The following is an 18,825-nucleotide window of genomic DNA, read 5'->3' on the forward strand; positions in this document are numbered from 1 at the left end:
CCTATAACGTTGCGTCATAGGACGGATTGTGCTATCTCTAGGGTGATGAGTTTGAGAAAGCCTTGTCCGTCCTTACGTGACAAGGTTTTTTTATGCCGCGTCACTTTGACGTTGCTGTTTTGCTTGTTCGATTACATTCAAAAGATCCGATTGTAACCAACGGGATAAAAAACCAAATTTTAAAGGTTTTGGGAGAGAGCCATTGGTAACATGACGGCGGAAAGTTGAGACACTCATATGAAGCAATTTTGCACTTTCACGGTCTGTCAAAAGAATATCATTTTCTGTCATACTAAAATCCTTTCTATCAAAAAATGGTAACAAATCATAACTATTTATTAACCACATTTTGGTTCATTTAGAAAGATGTTTTATTTATAGAAAACAATATTTTATCATACAATTTCTGATGTGATAATTTATGACTCTTATTGAGAAAGAATGAGAGACAAGAGAGAGAAAGTTATCCACAGATCATGGGGTTATTCACCCCATATCTTAAGATTGACCCGTGACATAAGCCGCCCATTTATCCATATAAACGCGGCGCTGTTCTAAATAGTCAGTCCGACGATAGGCACGCTCTACTTTACCTCCTACTGTATGACTTAGAATGGTTTCAGCGACCTCATAGGAGGCATCGGTTGTTTCAGCAAGCCAATTGCGTAAACTAGAGCGAAATCCATGGGGGCAGGCATCAATCTTATTCTCTCTCATATACTTTGCCATACAACTATCAGCAAGGGGACCGCGACCGGTAGCAGAAAAAAAGAAATCATTACGAGAGAGCAAGCGCGCTTGTTTTAGAATTTCTAATGCTTCTGTTGATAGAGGCACGCGAAATTCTGTTGTAGCATCACGCCTTCCTTTCATATTTTCAGCAGGAATGGTCCATATATTCTCCTCAACTTGATCTTTATGAATATGACGTAAAGGATTGGTACGAACGCCTGTCAGAATAAGCAAACGCAAAGCCAGTTGTGTTATGGTCGATGCTTCACAGAGTGTTTTATAAAAAGCCGGAACATCTTTCCAATCCATTGCTGGTAAATTTTGTGTTTTATGACGTTGTTTACCTAAGAGCGCGCGTGCTTTTTCTGTTGCTTGTAAATCAACATTCAAACCCAAGGCAGCCGCATGTTTGAGACAAAGATTAAGACGGGTAAGAGCTCTATTAGCTGTTCCAGCTTTTGAATGCCAAATAGGGGCAAGAACATTGCGTATCTCTGTTTGTGTAATCTCAGAAACAGGCAGACAGCCTAATTTAGGGAGAATATGTAGGCGTAAAGGTGCAAACCAATTCCCATCTTTACCATCCCCTTTTAACTCAGATTTCCGACTTTCAAAAGTATCTAAAGCAATATCTTTTAAGTAATGAAGATTGCTTATTGCCTCACGCTTTTGTTTATCGCGTTCTTTAATAGGGTCACGACCCTCATGCAAAACAGAACGCCATTGATTTGCTAATTCACGGGCTTTTTTTAAAGAAACATTTCGCAACGCACCCAAGCCCATTTCGCGGCGCCGACCATGAATGGTATAACGATAAAGCCATTGAGCACCACCATCTTTACGCTTATGGAGAAGCAAGCCGGCCACCATCACACTATTTGCCAGCCCCCAATGTTGCGACAGCCCTTGCATTAAGACGATTCATAAGAGGCATTTTTACTCCTTTCTTTCCTCATTTTTACCCACAAACCAGCCCCGCTTTTGACGTGCAAGCAAGTGATATTAATTGATTCAATCTGAGAGGGTTTGTGATGAGAAAATCTTACTATATTCGGAGTTATGATTCAAGTTGAAAAAGGATGATTTATTATTATAAATCAATGTGTTGCCAGACCCCGGAATACTAATGCGAGGGCGCTCGCAACCGGAGGGGGAGCAAAGTGCAAGCCAAAAGTCTACATTTTTATGACATTTCTTTAGGCAAAAAAATTCGCTTTAGAAGAAACTTCATGGGTTTTTCTCAAAAACAATTAGGGAGTCATTTGGGCGTAACGTTTCAACAAATTCAAAAGTATGAGAAAGGTTTAAATCGCGTAAGTGCAAGACGTTTACAAGAAATTGCTCATATATTAGATGTTCCCGTTTCCTTCTTTTATGCTGATAGCACAAAAAAAGAAGATCCCCTCTATCATTGTGATGACAGAATAGAAAGCAAAGCAGAATATTTACTTTTGCAAAGTTTTAGAATGCTAACCCGCAAAAAACAACGAGCTATTTTGCAGTTAATTTCTGGTGAAAAAAATGATCCCTTATTTTCATAAGTTCACTGAAAGAACAATCAACGTCCTTAATAACATTGAAAAGAATTTTGACTGTCTCCACACACCTTATGAGAACGAAAATTCTTAAATCTAATCTGGTCTGTAAATAGTCCGAATTCTAACGAGTTTAACTTAGCAATAGCGCTTTGATTTATAATGATAATCTAACGTTATGTATATTGAATAAGTGTCTCAAATATCATAAAATTCTTTCATTTCAAACTTGTTCTATATTGAATCAATCAAAATCATTTATTTGCACATTACAAGCAGAGTTGGCGTGTGAGTAAAAATGTACAAAAAAGGCATATCTCTTAATTGAATCGTCTCACATACCAAGAACTGTAGCCGCATTGAATGCCGGAAAAATGTATGATGATGCTAACTTACTCTTTTATTAAACATGGGGGTGTTCAACGGCTTTCCACTGATATAATCCACTTGAAACAAAAGGCTCGCCAAACAAGCCTACGAATATTCACACACACTAAAAAACACTTAAATATATCAAGAAAGCTTAAAGATCTTATACCACCATACTTCAAATGACGATATTTTATAGCATAACAGGATTAAAGTAAAAAACAGACACGAAAAAACTATATGTATAACTTTCATAAGAATTTATTTATATAATGGATACTTAAGTTTATCTTGTTGTGCCATAAATTCTATCATTTAAGGTATGAAAATATGAAGCATGCATACCTCCTTGAAACATTCAAATGTTTTTAGATGCTAAATGTCTTTTTAAATATTTTTAGGCTTTCTTATTGAGCCTTAAGTTTCAAGTGAAAAATGGGAAGCTGCTAAAAGTACCGCTAGAATCTGGCTGTTTACAGACTGAATAGGAAGCTTCGCTTTTAAAGGCATAGGGAGAAGATCAAATAATTCAACAATTAACAGATAGAGTATTAAAAGATTCCCCCAACGCGATACGTAATACCATCCTTAAAAAATTCAAAAGTGTAAAGGTAAACATTGACAGAAGATAAAGAATTCACTTAATTAAAGTGCTCTCTAACGAGCTAATAGTTTAGCGTACAATATTCAATTTTTTCAATTCTGAAAGATTAAAAAAGACTTATCATTTGAAATAAAACAATTTATTGTGCTGACGATGATGATTGGTGTGCACAAAATTGAGTTGTTGAAAATCAAAAATATAATTTAATGATGTTCCTTGACCAACTCACTCTCTCCTGAGTATAGCACGGGGAATAAACGTGGAGAGACATGAGGAGTATATAGAAAATGAGTTTTAAAATTGCAATTGTCGGCGCAACCGGAAATGTTGGTCGTGAAATGCTTACAATTTTAGAGGAACGTGGTTTTCCTGCGCATGAAATTGTCCCTCTAGCATCACGACGCTCATTAGGACAAGAAGTTTCTTATGGAGATAAAACTTTAAAAGTAAAAGCACTGGATACTTACGATTTTTCTGACACAGATTTTTGTCTTATGTCTGCGGGAGGGAGCATTTCCAAAGAATATGCTCCTAAAATCGCTGCTGCCGGCTGTGTCGTCATCGATAATTCCTCCACATGGCGCTATGATTCCAATGTTCCGTTGATCGTCCCTGAAGTCAATGCCGAAGCTATAAATGCCTTTTCTAAACGTAATATTATAGCAAACCCTAATTGTTCAACAATTCAACTGGTCTTAGCTTTAAAACCACTCCATGATGCTGCAATCATTAAACGTGTTGTTGTCTCTACATATCAATCGGTTTCTGGAGCTGGTAAAGAAGGAATGGATGAACTTTTCGAACAATCACGTGCAGTTTTTGTTGCTGACCCAATTACATCAAAAAAATTCACTAAACGCATTGCCTTTAATGTCATTCCTCATATCGATGTTTTCATGGAAGATGGTTATACAAAAGAAGAATGGAAAATGACTGCTGAGACAAAGAAAATTCTCGATCCGAAGATTAAGTTAACGGCCACTGCTGTTCGGGTCCCTGTCTTTATCGGTCATGCCGAAGCTGTCCATGTTGAATTTGAAAAACCACTAAGCGTATCTGAAGCACAAGCGCTTCTCCGCGATGCTCCCGGTTGTCAGCTTATCGATAAACACGAAGATGGTGGCTATACCACACCTTATGAATGTACAGGAGAAGATGACACCTTTATTAGCCGCATTCGTGAAGATATCACCGTTGAAAATGGTTTAGCTTTCTGGGTTGTCGCCGATAATTTAAGAAAAGGAGCAGCATTGAATGCCGTTCAAATTGCTGAATTGCTCATTTCTCGTAATTTGATAAAGCCTAAGTCCGCAAATTAACGCCCTGTCCAAAAGGATGAAGAGCCCTCGCCGGTCTGTCAAAAGTCCGGTTTCTCTTCAGCAGGATCTTATCTCCTGCTGAGGATTCATATCGCCATTTTAAAGGACTGTGATTCGGGATATTAACAATTTTACTCTGAATATCCATAATATACCTTGCCGCCTTAAGTTAATCATCGCCACCTTAATGCCATTTTATCGTAGAATAGGATTAGCAGCATAAGCATTTTTTGCTTCATGCTGCTGATCCTTTTTGTCATTCCGGTTGTGAAATTAACTTTACCTTTATCGAGCAGGATAGGTCACAACACGGTAACGCGTTTCGTTACGTTCAAAATTTTTGTAATTGACATTATCAGGAAACAAGGGGTTATAAGCATTCACGCGCTTTACAGAGACTTCTTGTGCTTTTGGCGACGGATTTAAAATTGTTCGTTCATCCCTTTTCTTGACACCTGTAGAATCGATAATCATATCTGTTCTGTATAGTTTTTGCATATTTTTCCGTGTTTTTTGAATCGCCGAAAGAACTTTAAAATCGGAAACAACCTGTTTTACTTTTTCTTTTTTTACTTGTGACGATTTTATCATAGCATTTGGCTTTACTGGCATCTTTGTAAAAGCAATGGTAGGAACATCGCTAACATTGACATAACGTGCAGATGCCCAACCAACTTTTCCATGATAACCAAGAGAACACCAAGTTTTATTGGATAAACAGCCATAAATTTGCACTTTTGCTCCCATTGGAACCATTGTGATCACTTTATAAGCTGTTGCAGGACCTGTGCGTAAAGATACCTGACCTGATGCAACACGAGCAACTGTTCCAGCAATGGTTCCAGCTTCCGCGTGAGAAGCAGTCACAACCACCCCCGACGCTCCCAAAGCCCATAAAATCATTGTTGTTGATAAAAATTTCTTTCTTAACATTATTTTTCTTCCTCTCTCAAAACATGTGAAGGGCAAAATTTCGCCTTTGCAAAAATTTGCCGCGTTTAAATCCAATGATCAGCAACCTTTATTTCCCGCCAAAAAGACCCCACAACATTGCAACAAAATCTCTCTTTATTCCCCCCTCTACACGAACACGGACTTTTGATCTTGGTTGCGCAGTATGTTCTTCATGAATTTACGCCTAAAGCATCATCTGATTGTTTGGTTCTTCAACCAATCGTCCTTTAAAGAAGTTTTTAAAGTGTTATTGGTTCCCTCAACAAATGATTGCAATAAAAGAATTGATTGCCTGAATTACAGAGAATGAATGATGATACGCCCCCAAAATACTAAAAATAAAAGGAAAAATAATAATCTTTTAAAAATAAAAGTGATTGAATATTCTCTAAAGCTTGTATAACTTTAAATCTTCCTAAAAAAATACAGAGTATATTGAAACTTCCCTCAAAAAATCTCTTGGAAAAGAAAGTTAAAAGCACATGACATTAAAAATTTTTTCTCGCAGTCAGATTATAGGATTATTCCTCTCTCTCTTTGCACTTTTTTTATCTACTGCTTGCGTCATGGCTACAGACAAATCAAAAATCAAACTTGGTATTATGGAAGGGCGGGATGCGATTATTTGGAAAACTGCTGCTGAGCAGGCTAAAAAATCCGGTTTAGATATTGAACTCGTTTATTTTTCTGATTACGCTTTGCCTAATGACGCTGTTAACGCAGGAGAGATCGATGCGAATGCTTTTCAGCACGCCCCTTATCTTAATGAACAAATGAAACAACGTGGCTATAAACTTTCAATTGTTGGCTATACTTTTATTGCTCCAATTGGTGTTTATTCGCACAAAATCAAAGACTTAAAAGATCTACGTGATGGTGCACATGTTGGTATTCCGAACGACCCGTCTAATGGTGGAAGAGCCTTACTTCTTCTCAATTCTTTAGGTCTCATTAAGTTAAAAGATCCTCATAATATTCTTGCATCTCCACTTGATATTATCGAAAATCCTAAAAACCTGCAAATTCGTGAGCTCGATGCTGGTATGTTAGGGCGAGCTATTGACGATTTTGATCTTGCAATTATAAACACAAACTGGGCTATTGTTTCCGGATTAAACTTCGAAAAAGATGTCGTCGCATGGGAGAGTGCAAAAAATAATCCTTATGATAATATCATCGTTGTACGCACGAGCGAAAAAGATGAGCCATGGGTTAAAAAATTAGTTGCCGCTTACAACAACGATCTCATCCGTGCAAAAATAAAAGAGATTTTTGGCAAAACCGCCCAAACTTCTTGGTAATTGTGCCAAATATCCGAGTAATTGTGAATGGAAAAACCTACTCTTATCTCCTTAAAAAACATCAGCCGTTGTTTTAACAAAACGGCTGGTGTTCCGGTAATTAATAATCTCTCTTTAAATATCCATGCTGGTGAAATCCTTGGGGTTATTGGGCGCAGTGGAGCAGGAAAATCAACACTTATCCGCTGTTTAAATGGGTTAGAGAAGATTGATGCAGGGTCCATTTTTTTTGAAGGTGTTGATATTTCAAATCTATCAGAGATAGAGTGGGCGCCTTACCGTCAACGAATTGGGATGATTTTTCAACATTTCAACCTTCTCTCATCGCAAAATATTCTTGATAACATTGCATTGCCGCTTAAATTAAGTGGTGTAAGTAAAAAACAACGCCACAAACGTGCCCTTGAACTGATTGAATTGGTTGGGTTATATGGAAAGGAATATTGTTATCCGGCACAATTGTCAGGGGGACAAAAACAACGCGTTGGCATTGCTCGTGCGCTCGCTGCTAATCCTAAAATATTGTTATCAGATGAAGCCACCTCTGCTCTTGACCCTGAAACAACACAATCTATTCTAGAGCTCCTTGCTGATATTAATAAACACCTCAATCTCACGATTGTGCTCATCACCCATGAAATGGAAGTTGTGCGCACCATAGCGCATCGCGTTGTTGTTCTTAATCAGGGGAACATCGTAGAAGAAGGACGTGTGAAAGACATCTTTACATCACCGCAAGACGATACAACCATAGCCATGCTCAAGCTTGTCACCCCGCAACTTCCTGAAAAATTTGCGAAAAATCTCAAACCAATCGGGCGAGAAGCTGTCATTGAAATCAATATTGCCGGCGAAATCGCCCAACAACCTTTTCTTCATCTTCTAGAAAATGAGAGTGGTTTAAGAGCACGTATTCTCCATGGTGGCATTGATACAGTCCAAGGCGAAACCATCGGGCGCCTCTTCCTTGCTCTTCCTGCTCAAGATAAAGAAGCTTTAAAAAAAGCCGTTCAATGGTTAACAGAAAAAGGACGATATTGCGAGGTGTTAGGTTATGTTTAATGTTTTGTCTCATGAACTTCCCCAAGCTGTTATTGATACAATATTGATGACACTTAGTGCTTCTTTTATGGCATTTATTATAGGACTTCCCCTTGGTCTTCTTCTTCACACAACAGCACGTGGGGGGATTTTTTCCTCATCTCTCATCAATCGCCCTTTAAGCATCATCATTGACAGTATTCGTGCCATTCCCTTTATTATTCTTGCATTTTATCTTCTTCCCGTTACGCGTATCGTTGTAGGAAGAGGGATAGGAATGCCTGCTGTAATTTTTATACTGACCATTTCAGCTATCCCTTTTTATGCACGCATGGCGGAACTCTCTTTTAAAACCGTTGAAAACGGTCTCATTGAAGCGATCCGCTCTATGGGCGCAAGCCGTCTTCAAATTATCAGACATGTTCTTATTCCTGAAGCTCTCCCTAGCCTGATTACAGGTTTTACAGTCATGGTCATTTCTCTCATAGGAGCCACCTCACTTGCTGGATATCTTGGTGGAGGCGGTTTAGGGGATATGGCAATCCGCTATGGCTATCAACGCTATAATACCTTCATCATGACCATTGTCATCATTCTTTTGATCATGCTCAATATTATAACCCAATGGACTTCTGATAAAATCGTACAAAAACTTGATAAAACAAAACATTAAAAGACTTAGAATTTCACATACCAGTACCATCATCCTCTTTGCCACTTTCCAAGTGCAACAACCCTTGCCTATCGAAAACGCTCATAAGAGATTAGGAACTTTTTTCTTAAACAGTTTTTATCTCTCCCCATCCGTTTGTAACATGAAAGAAAATAGTTTTAACGGATTGAATATAAAAGGGAATAAAATGAGAGATCTCACAGTATGTGAGACTCTCTCTTAACATAAAAATGATAAATTATCATGTCAAATTAAGACATTGGTCACGACCTTTCCCAACCTTAGATAACATATTGAATTTATAGTGATAATATGACGTTATTCATATTGAATGAGAATTCTGAATACCGTAAGATTCTCTCATTCAAAATTTGTTCCATATCGAATCAATCAAAACCTCTCGCTTGCATGTTACAAGCGGGAAGAGCCGTGTGAGTAAAAACTATACAAGAAAGGAAGGCGTGCCTCTTATGAATTATCTCAAGCACCAAGACCTGTCTTAACATTGGGTGCTAGCATATAAGGTGCTAGCATATAATATGATAGTACCGGTTTTCTTCTTCACAAGCATAAAGATATAGGGATGCTCAATGGCTTTACCGTTATACTCTTCACAGGCGCCATTGCGAAATGGGTGTGACAAGCGTTGAGAGATGTTTCTTTAAAATAAGCCCGTGAATTAGCAACGCAAGTATATTCCATTTGAAACATTCTGTTTTATGTGAGAGCTGTGATACCATTAAAGAATGCTATAAACAAAAGCGTGAAGCAATGCACTATCTTCACTAGGAAACTCCTCTTCAAAACGATCTAGGAAAGATAGCAATCTACTATGGCTATAAACGCTATGATAGCTCCAGGATATCTATCACCCTATAGATTATTCTCAATATTATCATTGAAGAAACTTCTAATAGAATTGTACAAAAATTTTATAAAATAAAGTACTCAAACTAATCTAGATATTGGAAGATTTTTCCCCCATCACTGCCACAATAAGCCATTGAGCCGTAAGAGCTGGTTTTTTTAACTGTTCAATTTCTACCGTAACCCCATAATGGAAAACCACTCGACCAGAAGGGCGAATTTCTGCATCATCTAACACAAAACGCGCACGTACCCGTACCCCTGTTTTCACAGGACTCATGAAGCGTACTTTATCGAAACCATAATTAATCCCCATTGTGCTTCCCTCCAACTCTGGAAGAGCCTCATAAGCGAGCGTAGATAAAAGCGATAATGTTAAAAACCCATGAGCAATTGTGCCTCCAAAAGGTGTCTTTTTAGCCTTTTCCTCATCAACGTGTATCCATTGATGATCATCTGTAGCGCATGCAAACTGATTAATCATATCCTGTGTAACAAGACGCCACCCCGATAATCCCACTTCTTTCCCAATAAAACTGGTAACATCTTGTATTGCTATTTTTTGCTGCATAACGCTATTCCTATTTTACTTGATAAAAACAACCACCCCTCTTGCTTTTATAAAATCCATTGATTAGAGCATCAAGAATAAAAGATTAATTGTCTTAAAAACAAATGCACCTTATGAATGAGAAAAATTCTTTAGCAGAATAGTTTTCAAATGGGAAAAAAGAATGGCAAGCAATGTGAACCTAACAGGTTTAGCGCATGATTTAAAACAACGTGCAGAAAAGCATCCCCCCATCCGTATTGGACTGATTGGTTGTGGTGAAATGGGCACAGATTTATTATCAAGTATCGCGCATATGGATGGTATAACAGTCGCTGCAGTAGCCACTAGGACGCCGTCACGTATTTTTGATGCCGCTACAATAGCCTATGGCGAGGATGGACATGCCTGTGAAGTTGAAAATACTTATGCTCTCACGCAAAGCATTGAAAAAAATTTGATTGCAGCAACAGATGATATTAACCTTGTTTTACGTCATGAACAAATTGATATTATCGTTGATGCAACAGGCTATCCCGAAGCAGGAGCAGAAATTGGTATCAAAGCGCTTGAAAATAACAAACATCTTGTCATGATGAATGTTGAAGCAGATGTTACAATTGGCGCTTATCTCAAACATGAAGCAGAGAAACGAGGGCTCATTTATACACTTGGTGCCGGAGATGAACCAACTTCTTGTATGGAACTCATAGAATTTGTTTCAGCCCTTGGACATAAGGTTGTTGCAGCAGGTAAAGGAAAAAATAATCCTCTGCGCTTTGATGCTACACCTGATGCTTACGAAGAAGAAGCATTCCGGCGTAATATGAATGTGCGCATGTTGGTTGAATTTATTGATGGTTCCAAAACGATGGTTGAAATGGCAGCAATTGCCAATGCCACTGGACTTCTCCCCGATTGCCCAGGAATGCATGGACCACAAGCGGCGCTGCAAGATCTAAACAAAGTGCTTATCCCAAAACAAGATGGAGGCATTTTGCAGCGATATGGTATTGTAGATTATTCAACAGGCCAAGGTGTTTCTCCAGGTGTCTTTGTCATTGCAGAAATAGCGCACCCACGTTTACGCGAACGTATGGAAGATTTAAAAATTGGTCAGGGGCCTTATTTCACCTTTCACCGTCCCTATCATTTAACAGCAATGGAAGTTCCCCTCACCTGCGCACGCGTTATGCTTTATGGCAAAAAAGATATGGCTCCTTTTAGCCATCCCGTAGTAGAAGTCTGTGCTGTTGCTAAAAAAGATTTACATCCAGGTGATCAGCTAGACTTTATCGGTCTTTATACTTATCGCGCTTGGATAATGAACATCGCAGAAGCACGCGCTCACCACGCCATTCCTTGTGGTCTTTTAGAAAAAGCAACAGTAACAGCTGAAATTAAAAAAAACGAACTCATTACACTACATAATACTGCTATTCGTGAAGATCAATGGATTGCACGTCTTCGTGCTAAACAAGACCTTTTACTTCATTGCCCTTCTTCCGCTAAGCTATAAACACTCCTTAATTACCTCACTTAACAGTATCTTTGCCTCACACAACAGAACAACCCAGAATGCACTTGTATCGCAAACACAAGTGTTTGTGTTTTAATAAAGGCATTTTTTAACGATGCATATCACCACTTCCCTCTCACAATATGGCGCGTAAATGCTACAATATAAACCACCCCATGATATGGCATAAGATTCATTGTGTATCACTATCTTTACTCTATAAAAATACAAACCGGCATCATCATTTATTTGGTCAATATTACGACAGCCCTTGGACCTTAGAGATGATTCATAAGAATAATTTTTACTCTTTTTTTTTAATAATTTTATCCATACACGAACGCAACTTGTGATACGTAAAAATACTTTTGATGGATTTAACATAAACAAATTTGAAATAATAATTTATCATTTTTCTTATTGCATAAGAGCTATGAATACAGGGATCTTTTTATTTTGTTCTCTTATAAAAAATCAAAAAATTTAAAAAGGATAAAATATGCCTTTGATGAATAATCTTCATATGAGAGAAGATAGACAATATTAAAAAGCTGATAAAGATAATGAGTATACTAACCTTATTACTAGAGAATAAACATAAACTGTAAAAAATCAGGTTACTCTATTTTGTAAAAAAACATAAATGTAGGATCTTGAACTTTAATAATGTTAATAAAACTATATTTATTATTAAGAATAGTAATTTTTTATCCAATACAGTATAAATAATTTCAAATATTTATTTTTTCAAAATCATGAGGCGAACAAAAAGATCATAGACTTTGTCGATGATCTTTTTACTAAAGTGTAGTGAATATTCCCCAAAGAGATATAACAGCACCTAATACATCCCCAACACATAAAGAAGCAAGAAGTGATAAAATACCTATTCCCCCCCAACAGGCTGCACCTGAAAAGGCAGCAGTTTTTTCAGCTTTCCCCAAAGCAATGCCATCTTGTTCCTCAACGCCTTGAATAACAGCTCTATCCACAGCTTTAATAGCTACATCTTTTTCTAGTGTAGAAATAGTAACTGCCATTCTCTCTTGAAATTGATTTTTTACAAAACTTGCATTTCCCTCTATAGTTTGTACAAAAAAGAGAATAAATAGTGTAAAAGTAAATGAACATACACGATTTTTAAATATTTTAAACATAGCTTTCTTTGCTCCTCTTTTCTTCACTGAAAAAATGAAAGAATATTCACATATATAAAAACCAAAACTTATATTTAATCATTTATATAATTGCACATAATAAAATATTATATGTAATTATATTATATAACACATTGTGTATTACATGTAAAGATATAAAACATAAAATGATAAAAATAATTTATTCATTTTACACTATAATAACTAATATCTTAACAGTAAGATATTGTCATTGTTATTTATCTACTTCAAAATAATAAAAATTTGTCAAATTGCTTATTATAATAAAGATTAAAAAAATAAATTCATTTGAAAATTTATATAATAGAACTTTTATAAATAATTTAAAATGTAATTAAATTTTAAAGAACTATAACATTAAAAACCGCCATTATAATGATAATTATCATATATTATTTTCAATAAATATACAAATGAAATAGTAATTAATGGATTTTTATTATATCGCTCATCAATAAACTTGAAAATAAAATTGATAGCGAATAAAAAACTCGATATAAAACAAATATATCATAATAAATAAACATTAAAATATTGTATTATTTTTCTATAAAACAGTTATAAAATGTAAAAAGAAATTAAGATATCTATTTTCAAATAGAAAAGACGTTAATAAAATAATTCTCAACTTTTACTGATATATAAAGAAAAATAGCGCATAGCATCTTCAAAAGGTAATTCAGCCCCTTTATCTCATACAGCATAAAAACTCAAAATATTGACATTCAAACCTAACAAAACAAACGCATAAAATAAGTAAATCTATCAGATTTACAAAAACATTATAAGCAACAATAGAGCACCAACAAACTACCTAAAATTAAATAAAAAGAGAGTCATAAAAAATGAGATGATCCCCCAAAATACTGAAAAACAATTTTCTTTCTTAATTTTCATAAATTTTATTCCATATTTTTCTTCAATATTGTAGAGCACAGCCCTATTTATATTTACTCTGTATTAATAAAAAAATTCTCTTTGAAATAAATTTTTGGCAATATTCACATAACTGTCTGCAATTTGTACAAAATAAATAATTGATCAAATGCTTGAAAGAAAAATGATATTAAATGATAAATTTACCAACCGATCATTTTAATAGCAGAATACTCATCTATAATAATAATTTATTGTTTTGCATGTTGAATGACAGAGCTGACTATTATAGGATTCTCTTAATTTTAACGCTGTTTATATTGAATTAATCAATATTCTTCGCTTTCAAAGCACAAAAGAAAACGATGTGTGTGTGTAAACACACTTGAAGAAAGGAAAATATCACTTATGAGATATTTTAAATATCAAGCGCGGTTAACACAGTATTGAAAACTGGAAAAGTGAATGGTGGAGCCCCTTTTTAATTTAAAAATGTAAAGATAGTGAAGTACAATATATTTTATATTATGAGGATTTACCATTATACCATTCACGAACAGTATCACAAAATAGGCTTGGATACCTTGAGAAAGGTTTCTTTAAAACAAGCGTATCAATGTGCAACACAATAGCGTTCTGTTTATCATGTATCCAACGGTATTTCTTCTTGAATCATCTTATAAACTCATCGAGCTCTCTGAGATTCAAGTTCATCTTACGTGAATTTTTCCCTTTATATTCATTTTTTCTCATGAACACTAAAGTCTGTTAAGACACTATCCAAAGTAAAATCAATCAAAAAAAATTCTATTCTTTTGTACTATACAGATACTTGAATTAAGAATTTAGAACTCCTGATTGCAACCAAAGTCTGTACTATTGCAACAATAGAAATAGTTTTGTTATCCTCGCTCCATAGTAAAAAGAAGAATATACAACTTACAGAAAAAATTGCGCTTTCAATAAACAATGAAAAAATTATTTTTCATTACATGATGTGAAGTATTTAATCTGTATGAATATTTACTTATTAAAAATGAGAATATGAATCAGAAAATCTTACCAAAGATAGCTATCTTTAGAAAGCTCGCCTCATATTACAAAAAATTTGAGTTGGCTTTGCTCAATAAAATCTTCACTATTGTTTGACAAAGCTCTCATTTTTATAGCATCCATATGTGATGTAAAAAGACGCCTATTTGCGTTTCTCTTATAGATAGATTAAATAGTGACAGCACTTTTGATCATTTTTTCTGTGTTAACTTCTCTTTTGGGCAATAATTTATGGTATCTGACACGCCTTTTCTCGCTCTTTTACCTTTGGGCGCACACGAATATCACGGAGAGCACCTTCCCTTCGAAACCGACTGGATCATTGCTGAAGCTTTTGCAAAAGCCCTCACTTTACAAACAAAAGAGCAATTTCATATAGCACTTTTACCGGTTGAAAAGATTGGCTATTCTATAGAACATATGGATGTTACAGGCACACAAACCCTTACCTTTTCTGATGCTATTGAGCGATGGATAAGCATTGGTGAAAACTGCTATCGCAAAGGAATAAAGCGTTTTCTTCTTCTCAATGCCCATGGAGGCAATTCACCCTTAATGAGCATTGTTATCACCGAATTACGGAGGCGTTTTTCAATGCTTGCGGTAGCAACAAGTTGGAGTCGTTTTGGCCTACCGCAAGGTTTAATGGCACCGTCTCAACAGCATCTTGATATCCATGGAGGATTTATCGAAACCTCTCTCATGCTCTATTTAGCACCCGAAAAAGTGCATATGGAGAAAGCAGAAAATTTTTATAATAAGCAAGCTGATATGATTGCCAACTATCAGTATTTACGCGCTTATGGTCCTCATGCCTTTGGGTGGACAATGCGAGATCTAAATACGCAAGGTGCAGCAGGAAACGCAAGCAAAGCAACACCGCAAGCCGGTGAAGCAATTTTCTCTCATGTTCTTTGTGGGCTTCGTGGTTTACTTGATGATATCAATCGATTTAAAATAAATACATGGCAATAAAGAACAATAAAAGGTCTCTCCATGGAAACAACACACCCCAAAAAACTTCCCGTTACGGTTCTCACAGGCTATCTTGGTGCAGGAAAAACTACCCTTCTCAACCGCATTCTCAGTGAAAATCATGGCAAACGTTATGCCGTCATTGTCAATGAATTTGGTGAAATTGGTATTGATAATGACCTGATCATTGAATCAGATGAAGAAATTTATGAAATGAATAATGGCTGTGTTTGCTGCACTGTGCGTGGTGATCTTATTCGCATTCTGGAAAGTCTGATGCAACGTTCTCATCGATTTGATGCGATCATTATAGAAACGACAGGACTTGCAGATCCCGTTCCCGTAGCACAGACCTTTTTCATGGATGATACGGTCCATGAAAAAACAGCTCTCGACAGTGTTATCGCGGTCGTTGATGCAAAGCATTTGCCCTCTCAACTGAAAAAAAGTCGTGAAGTTGAAGAACAAATTGCTTTCTCTGATATTGTTCTCTTAAATAAAATTGATCTTGTCAGCGAAGAAGAACGTGCACACGCGCAATCGCTCATTCTTGCAATTAATCCCAGAGCCATAATTTACGCAACAGAGCGCGCTAACATCCCTCTTGATAAACTCCTCGATCGAGGTTCCTTTGATCTCCAACGCACTTTAGATAATGATCCCCATTTTCTTGACCATCAGCACGCAGACCATGTCTGTGGTCCCGATTGTAATCATGATCATGTACATCACCACAAATCCACCATTCATGATATTACAATAACCTCTGTAAGTTTAAAAACAGGTGCCCTTCAACCAGAAAAATTTTTCCCATGGATTCAACAGATCACGCAACAACAAGGTCCTGATATTTTGCGTTTAAAAGGTATTATCGCATTTCAAGGAGACGATGATCGTTATGTCATTCAAGGCATACACATGATCCTTGAAGGACAGCACCAACGTCCATGGCGTGAAGATGAAAAACGTGAAAGTCGACTTGTTTTTATTGGCCGTACCCTTGATGCCGAAAAACTGAAAACCGGTTTTGAAAATTGTGCATAAGCGAGTAAAAATGCCAAGCATTACCAATTACAATTTACAAAATTATTGTCTTTCCTGCGGTTTTATTGATAATAAACCAGCTTTTGTCTCGGTCGAAGGTTTCATTGTTTTTTTAAACCCAATCCCACAAAACATTGAAGTTCACCAAGGAATAATTTCTAGCCATTTTTCCCATGATAACACAGCTATCATTACAGGTGGAGAAGACGGAAAGGTCTGTCAAACAACAGTAGATGGTCATACAAAAGTACTGGGCAAACAGGAAGGCAAATGGATAAGCAATGTTGCATTTGGACCACGGAAAGTTTTTGCTTTTTCCTCCTCACGTTTCGCATTTGTGGATGTTGGAAAAGAAAGACAAGAGCTCACACATGAACGCAGTGTAGAAGGCCTCGCTTTTGCCCCAAAAGGTTTACGACTTGCCGTTGCCCATTACAATGGAGTTACTCTTCATTGGTTATCAACGCAAATATCTCCCACCACATTGGTATGGAAAGGAGCTCATTGTGGCGTCACCTTCTCGCCAGACAACCGCTATGTCATTTCTACCATGCAAGAAAACGCCCTCCATGGCTGGCGTCTCACTGATAATCAGCATCTCCGCATGAGTGGCTACCCAAGCAAAGTCAAAAGCTGGTCTTGGAGCGTGAAGGGAAAATGGTTAGCAACATCCGGTGCATCAGCAGCCATTGTCTGGCCCTTTCATACAAAAGATGGCCCCATGGGAAAAACACCATTAGAACTGGGCACACGAGCAAATGCACTTGTCAGCACCGTTGCATGCCACCCACGCAAAGAAATTGCAGCAATAGGCTTCAATGATGGAATGATTTTGTGTGCACATTTTCACGATGGAAAAGAAGTTCTTCTAAAAGGCTATGGAAAAAGCGCCATTTCAGCGCTCAACTGGGATCAGACAGGGCACAACCTTGCCTTTGGTAGCGAAAATGGTGAGTGTGGTATTATCAACATCTCTGTTTAAGAAAACAACAACAACCATCACAGCTAAGATAGCCGCACAATCCTCCAGAAGCAATTGCGCATAAAACCCATCTTCCTCTCTAAAAAATAAGAGAAGATTTTAATAAAGTAAAAGGCAGCATTTTCTACTGCCTTTTTATAAAAGGACATACCATACTCTGTCAAAAAAGATGGCGCAAACCAGCTGAGAAACTCGCTCCAGAAAAACCAACTTTCTTAAATTTATGCTGATAAGTTATATCTCCATAAAGAGAAAGTTTTGAAGAAAGACGCGCATTAAAACCAAGCCCCGCTTCTAAAGAAGAACCAAAATCACCTAACTGGAAATCATTTTTAAAAGAAACAAATTGCTTATCTTCAAAACTACGCAAATAAGAAAGCTTACTATAAAAAGAAATGGCACGTCCCTTTTCAGAAACATTAAGTGTCTTGCTTAAACGCCCACCAACACGCCCCACCCATTGATGAAATTTTCCTAAATCAACATCAATATTATCAACATCATGTGCCGGATTAAACTGAAGATGCTGATAAACAACCTGAATCTGCGGATCAAAAACAACACCTTTATACCCTGTTGCAAACGTTCTGCCACTTGTTAAAGAACCGCTAAACTGTTTACCCTTTAACGCTACAACCTTGCCCCGTGCTAGTGTCAAAACATCTCCCTTAAAAAGTCCATACGATAATACCCCATCGATATAAAAACCCGTATCATGCTGTAAACTTCCATAAGCAGCAACGGACCATTTATCAAATGGACTCTTTTTGCTTTGTTCAACATTTAGAGGATGGAGAGAGAGGTTTCCATAAGTTCCCGTGACCCCAAAGAATGTGCAACTCTCTGAACTCTCAATTTCTTTCAGCAAAACGCCTGCTTCCAGTGCACTATAATCAAGTTCTGCTCCATAGCCATATTCAAAAGCAGAAAGATTTGAAGCATAGTGGTAGCTTCCACCATAACCACGGATAAAAAATGCTGGATTTTCATCACTTTTCAAAGAACCTCTAGAATAGCTTCGTATTGCCTCCAATTTTTTATTTTGAGAGGCAAAATCCATCAAGCCGGCATGGAATAACGCATTTGGTAAAAGGAGATAAGTTGGCAACTGTGGGACAACCGCCCTAATTCCCATTTCGGGCTGAATATCAGGCTTAACAGGAACAGGCGAAGTGGGGACAGGATCTGTAGGTATAGGATCACTTAGATCAGAGGGCGCTGACGGAGAAGGTGTTGGTGTAATAGGCACAGAG

General features: G+C 36.9%; 14 protein-coding genes and 1 pseudogene. 9 read left to right on the forward strand and 6 right to left on the reverse strand.

The window, feature by feature from the left end; genetic code table 11:
- Positions 1-90 precede the first annotated feature (90 nt).
- Complete coding sequence (locus tag ACFIJR_RS07815; protein ID WP_007347209.1) at positions 91-291, reverse strand: AlpA family transcriptional regulator; 201 nt, start codon at positions 289-291, stop codon at positions 91-93.
- A 207-nt stretch (positions 292-498) separates the two neighbouring features.
- Positions 499-1,666 (reverse strand): annotated as a pseudogene (locus ACFIJR_RS07820) (tyrosine-type recombinase/integrase).
- 226 nt (positions 1,667-1,892) lie between these two features.
- On the opposite strand from ACFIJR_RS07820, the gene ACFIJR_RS07825 reads away from it, so the two are divergent.
- Positions 1,893-2,273 carry a helix-turn-helix domain-containing protein gene (locus ACFIJR_RS07825; protein WP_375651969.1) on the forward strand — a complete coding sequence of 127 codons (381 nt, stop codon included), beginning with the start codon at positions 1,893-1,895 and terminating at the stop codon, positions 2,271-2,273.
- A 1,254-nt stretch (positions 2,274-3,527) separates the two neighbouring features.
- Positions 3,528-4,559 (forward strand): aspartate-semialdehyde dehydrogenase, encoded by a 1,032-nt coding sequence (locus ACFIJR_RS07830; RefSeq protein ID WP_375649278.1) that lies wholly within the window; start codon positions 3,528-3,530, stop codon positions 4,557-4,559.
- A gap of 285 nt (positions 4,560-4,844) precedes the next feature.
- On the opposite strand, the gene ACFIJR_RS07835 is transcribed toward ACFIJR_RS07830, so the two are convergent.
- Positions 4,845-5,492 (reverse strand): SH3 domain-containing protein, encoded by a 648-nt coding sequence (locus ACFIJR_RS07835; protein WP_375653931.1) that lies wholly within the window; start codon positions 5,490-5,492, stop codon positions 4,845-4,847.
- Positions 5,493-5,995: 503 nt separating this feature from the next.
- Here ACFIJR_RS07835 and ACFIJR_RS07840 point away from each other — a divergent pair.
- The 3 genes from ACFIJR_RS07840 to ACFIJR_RS07850 are packed head-to-tail and all read left to right on the forward strand — an operon-like array spanning position 5,996 to position 8,528.
- On the forward strand, positions 5,996-6,814 hold the full coding sequence (locus ACFIJR_RS07840) for a MetQ/NlpA family ABC transporter substrate-binding protein (RefSeq protein ID WP_273723580.1): 819 nt from the start codon (positions 5,996-5,998) through the stop codon (positions 6,812-6,814).
- Positions 6,815-6,841: 27 nt separating this feature from the next.
- Entirely contained in the window at positions 6,842-7,876 is a 1,035-nt protein-coding gene (locus tag ACFIJR_RS07845; RefSeq protein WP_375626659.1) for a methionine ABC transporter ATP-binding protein, read from the forward strand.
- The gene (locus ACFIJR_RS07850) at positions 7,869-8,528 is read left to right on the forward strand and encodes a methionine ABC transporter permease (protein ID WP_375626657.1); all 660 of its coding nucleotides are present in this window, start codon (positions 7,869-7,871) and stop codon (positions 8,526-8,528) included. Before ACFIJR_RS07845 ends, ACFIJR_RS07850 begins: the two co-directional genes overlap by 8 nt.
- Before the next feature lie 958 nt (positions 8,529-9,486).
- On the opposite strand, the gene ACFIJR_RS07855 is transcribed toward ACFIJR_RS07850, so the two are convergent.
- Entirely contained in the window at positions 9,487-9,966 is a 480-nt protein-coding gene (locus tag ACFIJR_RS07855; RefSeq protein ID WP_273723586.1) for a MaoC family dehydratase, read from the reverse strand.
- A 163-nt stretch (positions 9,967-10,129) separates the two neighbouring features.
- Between ACFIJR_RS07855 and ACFIJR_RS07860 the strand changes: the two genes are divergently transcribed.
- Positions 10,130-11,464 carry an NAD(P)H-dependent oxidoreductase gene (locus ACFIJR_RS07860; RefSeq protein ID WP_375653933.1) on the forward strand — a complete coding sequence of 445 codons (1,335 nt, stop codon included), beginning with the start codon at positions 10,130-10,132 and terminating at the stop codon, positions 11,462-11,464.
- Between the two features lie 800 nt (positions 11,465-12,264).
- Here the strand turns inward: ACFIJR_RS07860 and ACFIJR_RS07865 are convergent.
- Positions 12,265-12,504 carry a hypothetical protein gene (locus tag ACFIJR_RS07865; RefSeq protein ID WP_375653934.1) on the reverse strand — a complete coding sequence of 80 codons (240 nt, stop codon included), beginning with the start codon at positions 12,502-12,504 and terminating at the stop codon, positions 12,265-12,267.
- Positions 12,505-14,802: 2,298 nt separating this feature from the next.
- On the opposite strand from ACFIJR_RS07865, the gene ACFIJR_RS07870 reads away from it, so the two are divergent.
- From ACFIJR_RS07870 to ACFIJR_RS07880, 3 genes are read left to right on the forward strand one after another with little or no spacing between them, the layout of a single operon-like run.
- A complete protein-coding gene (locus ACFIJR_RS07870) occupies positions 14,803-15,546 on the forward strand; it encodes a creatininase family protein (RefSeq protein ID WP_375626651.1) in 744 nt (247 codons plus the stop codon).
- Positions 15,547-15,567: 21 nt separating this feature from the next.
- On the forward strand, positions 15,568-16,590 hold the full coding sequence (locus ACFIJR_RS07875; RefSeq protein WP_375627321.1) for a CobW family GTP-binding protein: 1,023 nt from the start codon (positions 15,568-15,570) through the stop codon (positions 16,588-16,590).
- Between the two features lie 10 nt (positions 16,591-16,600).
- A complete protein-coding gene (locus ACFIJR_RS07880; RefSeq protein WP_375653935.1) occupies positions 16,601-17,572 on the forward strand; it encodes a WD40 repeat domain-containing protein in 972 nt (323 codons plus the stop codon).
- A 160-nt stretch (positions 17,573-17,732) separates the two neighbouring features.
- Here the strand turns inward: ACFIJR_RS07880 and ACFIJR_RS07885 are convergent.
- Positions 17,733-18,825 (reverse strand): autotransporter outer membrane beta-barrel domain-containing protein (locus ACFIJR_RS07885; protein WP_375653937.1); only part of this gene is annotated, 1,093 nt, incomplete at its 5' end.

The sequence above is a fragment of the Bartonella sp. OD88NMGDW genome (assembly GCF_042193775.1).
Lineage (GTDB): Bacteria > Pseudomonadota > Alphaproteobacteria > Rhizobiales > Rhizobiaceae > Bartonella > Bartonella grahamii.

Coding starts and splice junctions, on each gene's coding strand:
- ACFIJR_RS07815 (WP_007347209.1), bottom strand. CDS start 291: ATGACAGAAAATGATATTCTTTTGACAGACCGTGAAAGTGCAAAATTG.
- ACFIJR_RS07830 (WP_375649278.1), top strand. CDS start 3,528: ATGAGTTTTAAAATTGCAATTGTCGGCGCAACCGGAAATGTTGGTCGT.
- ACFIJR_RS07835 (WP_375653931.1), bottom strand. CDS start 5,492: ATGTTAAGAAAGAAATTTTTATCAACAACAATGATTTTATGGGCTTTG.
- ACFIJR_RS07840 (WP_273723580.1), top strand. CDS start 5,996: ATGACATTAAAAATTTTTTCTCGCAGTCAGATTATAGGATTATTCCTC.
- ACFIJR_RS07845 (WP_375626659.1), top strand. CDS start 6,842: ATGGAAAAACCTACTCTTATCTCCTTAAAAAACATCAGCCGTTGTTTT.
- ACFIJR_RS07850 (WP_375626657.1), top strand. CDS start 7,869: ATGTTTAATGTTTTGTCTCATGAACTTCCCCAAGCTGTTATTGATACA.
- ACFIJR_RS07855 (WP_273723586.1), bottom strand. CDS start 9,966: ATGCAGCAAAAAATAGCAATACAAGATGTTACCAGTTTTATTGGGAAA.
- ACFIJR_RS07860 (WP_375653933.1), top strand. CDS start 10,130: ATGGCAAGCAATGTGAACCTAACAGGTTTAGCGCATGATTTAAAACAA.
- ACFIJR_RS07865 (WP_375653934.1), bottom strand. CDS start 12,504: ATGGCAGTTACTATTTCTACACTAGAAAAAGATGTAGCTATTAAAGCT.
- ACFIJR_RS07870 (WP_375626651.1), top strand. CDS start 14,803: ATGGTATCTGACACGCCTTTTCTCGCTCTTTTACCTTTGGGCGCACAC.
- ACFIJR_RS07875 (WP_375627321.1), top strand. CDS start 15,568: ATGGAAACAACACACCCCAAAAAACTTCCCGTTACGGTTCTCACAGGC.
- ACFIJR_RS07880 (WP_375653935.1), top strand. CDS start 16,601: ATGCCAAGCATTACCAATTACAATTTACAAAATTATTGTCTTTCCTGC.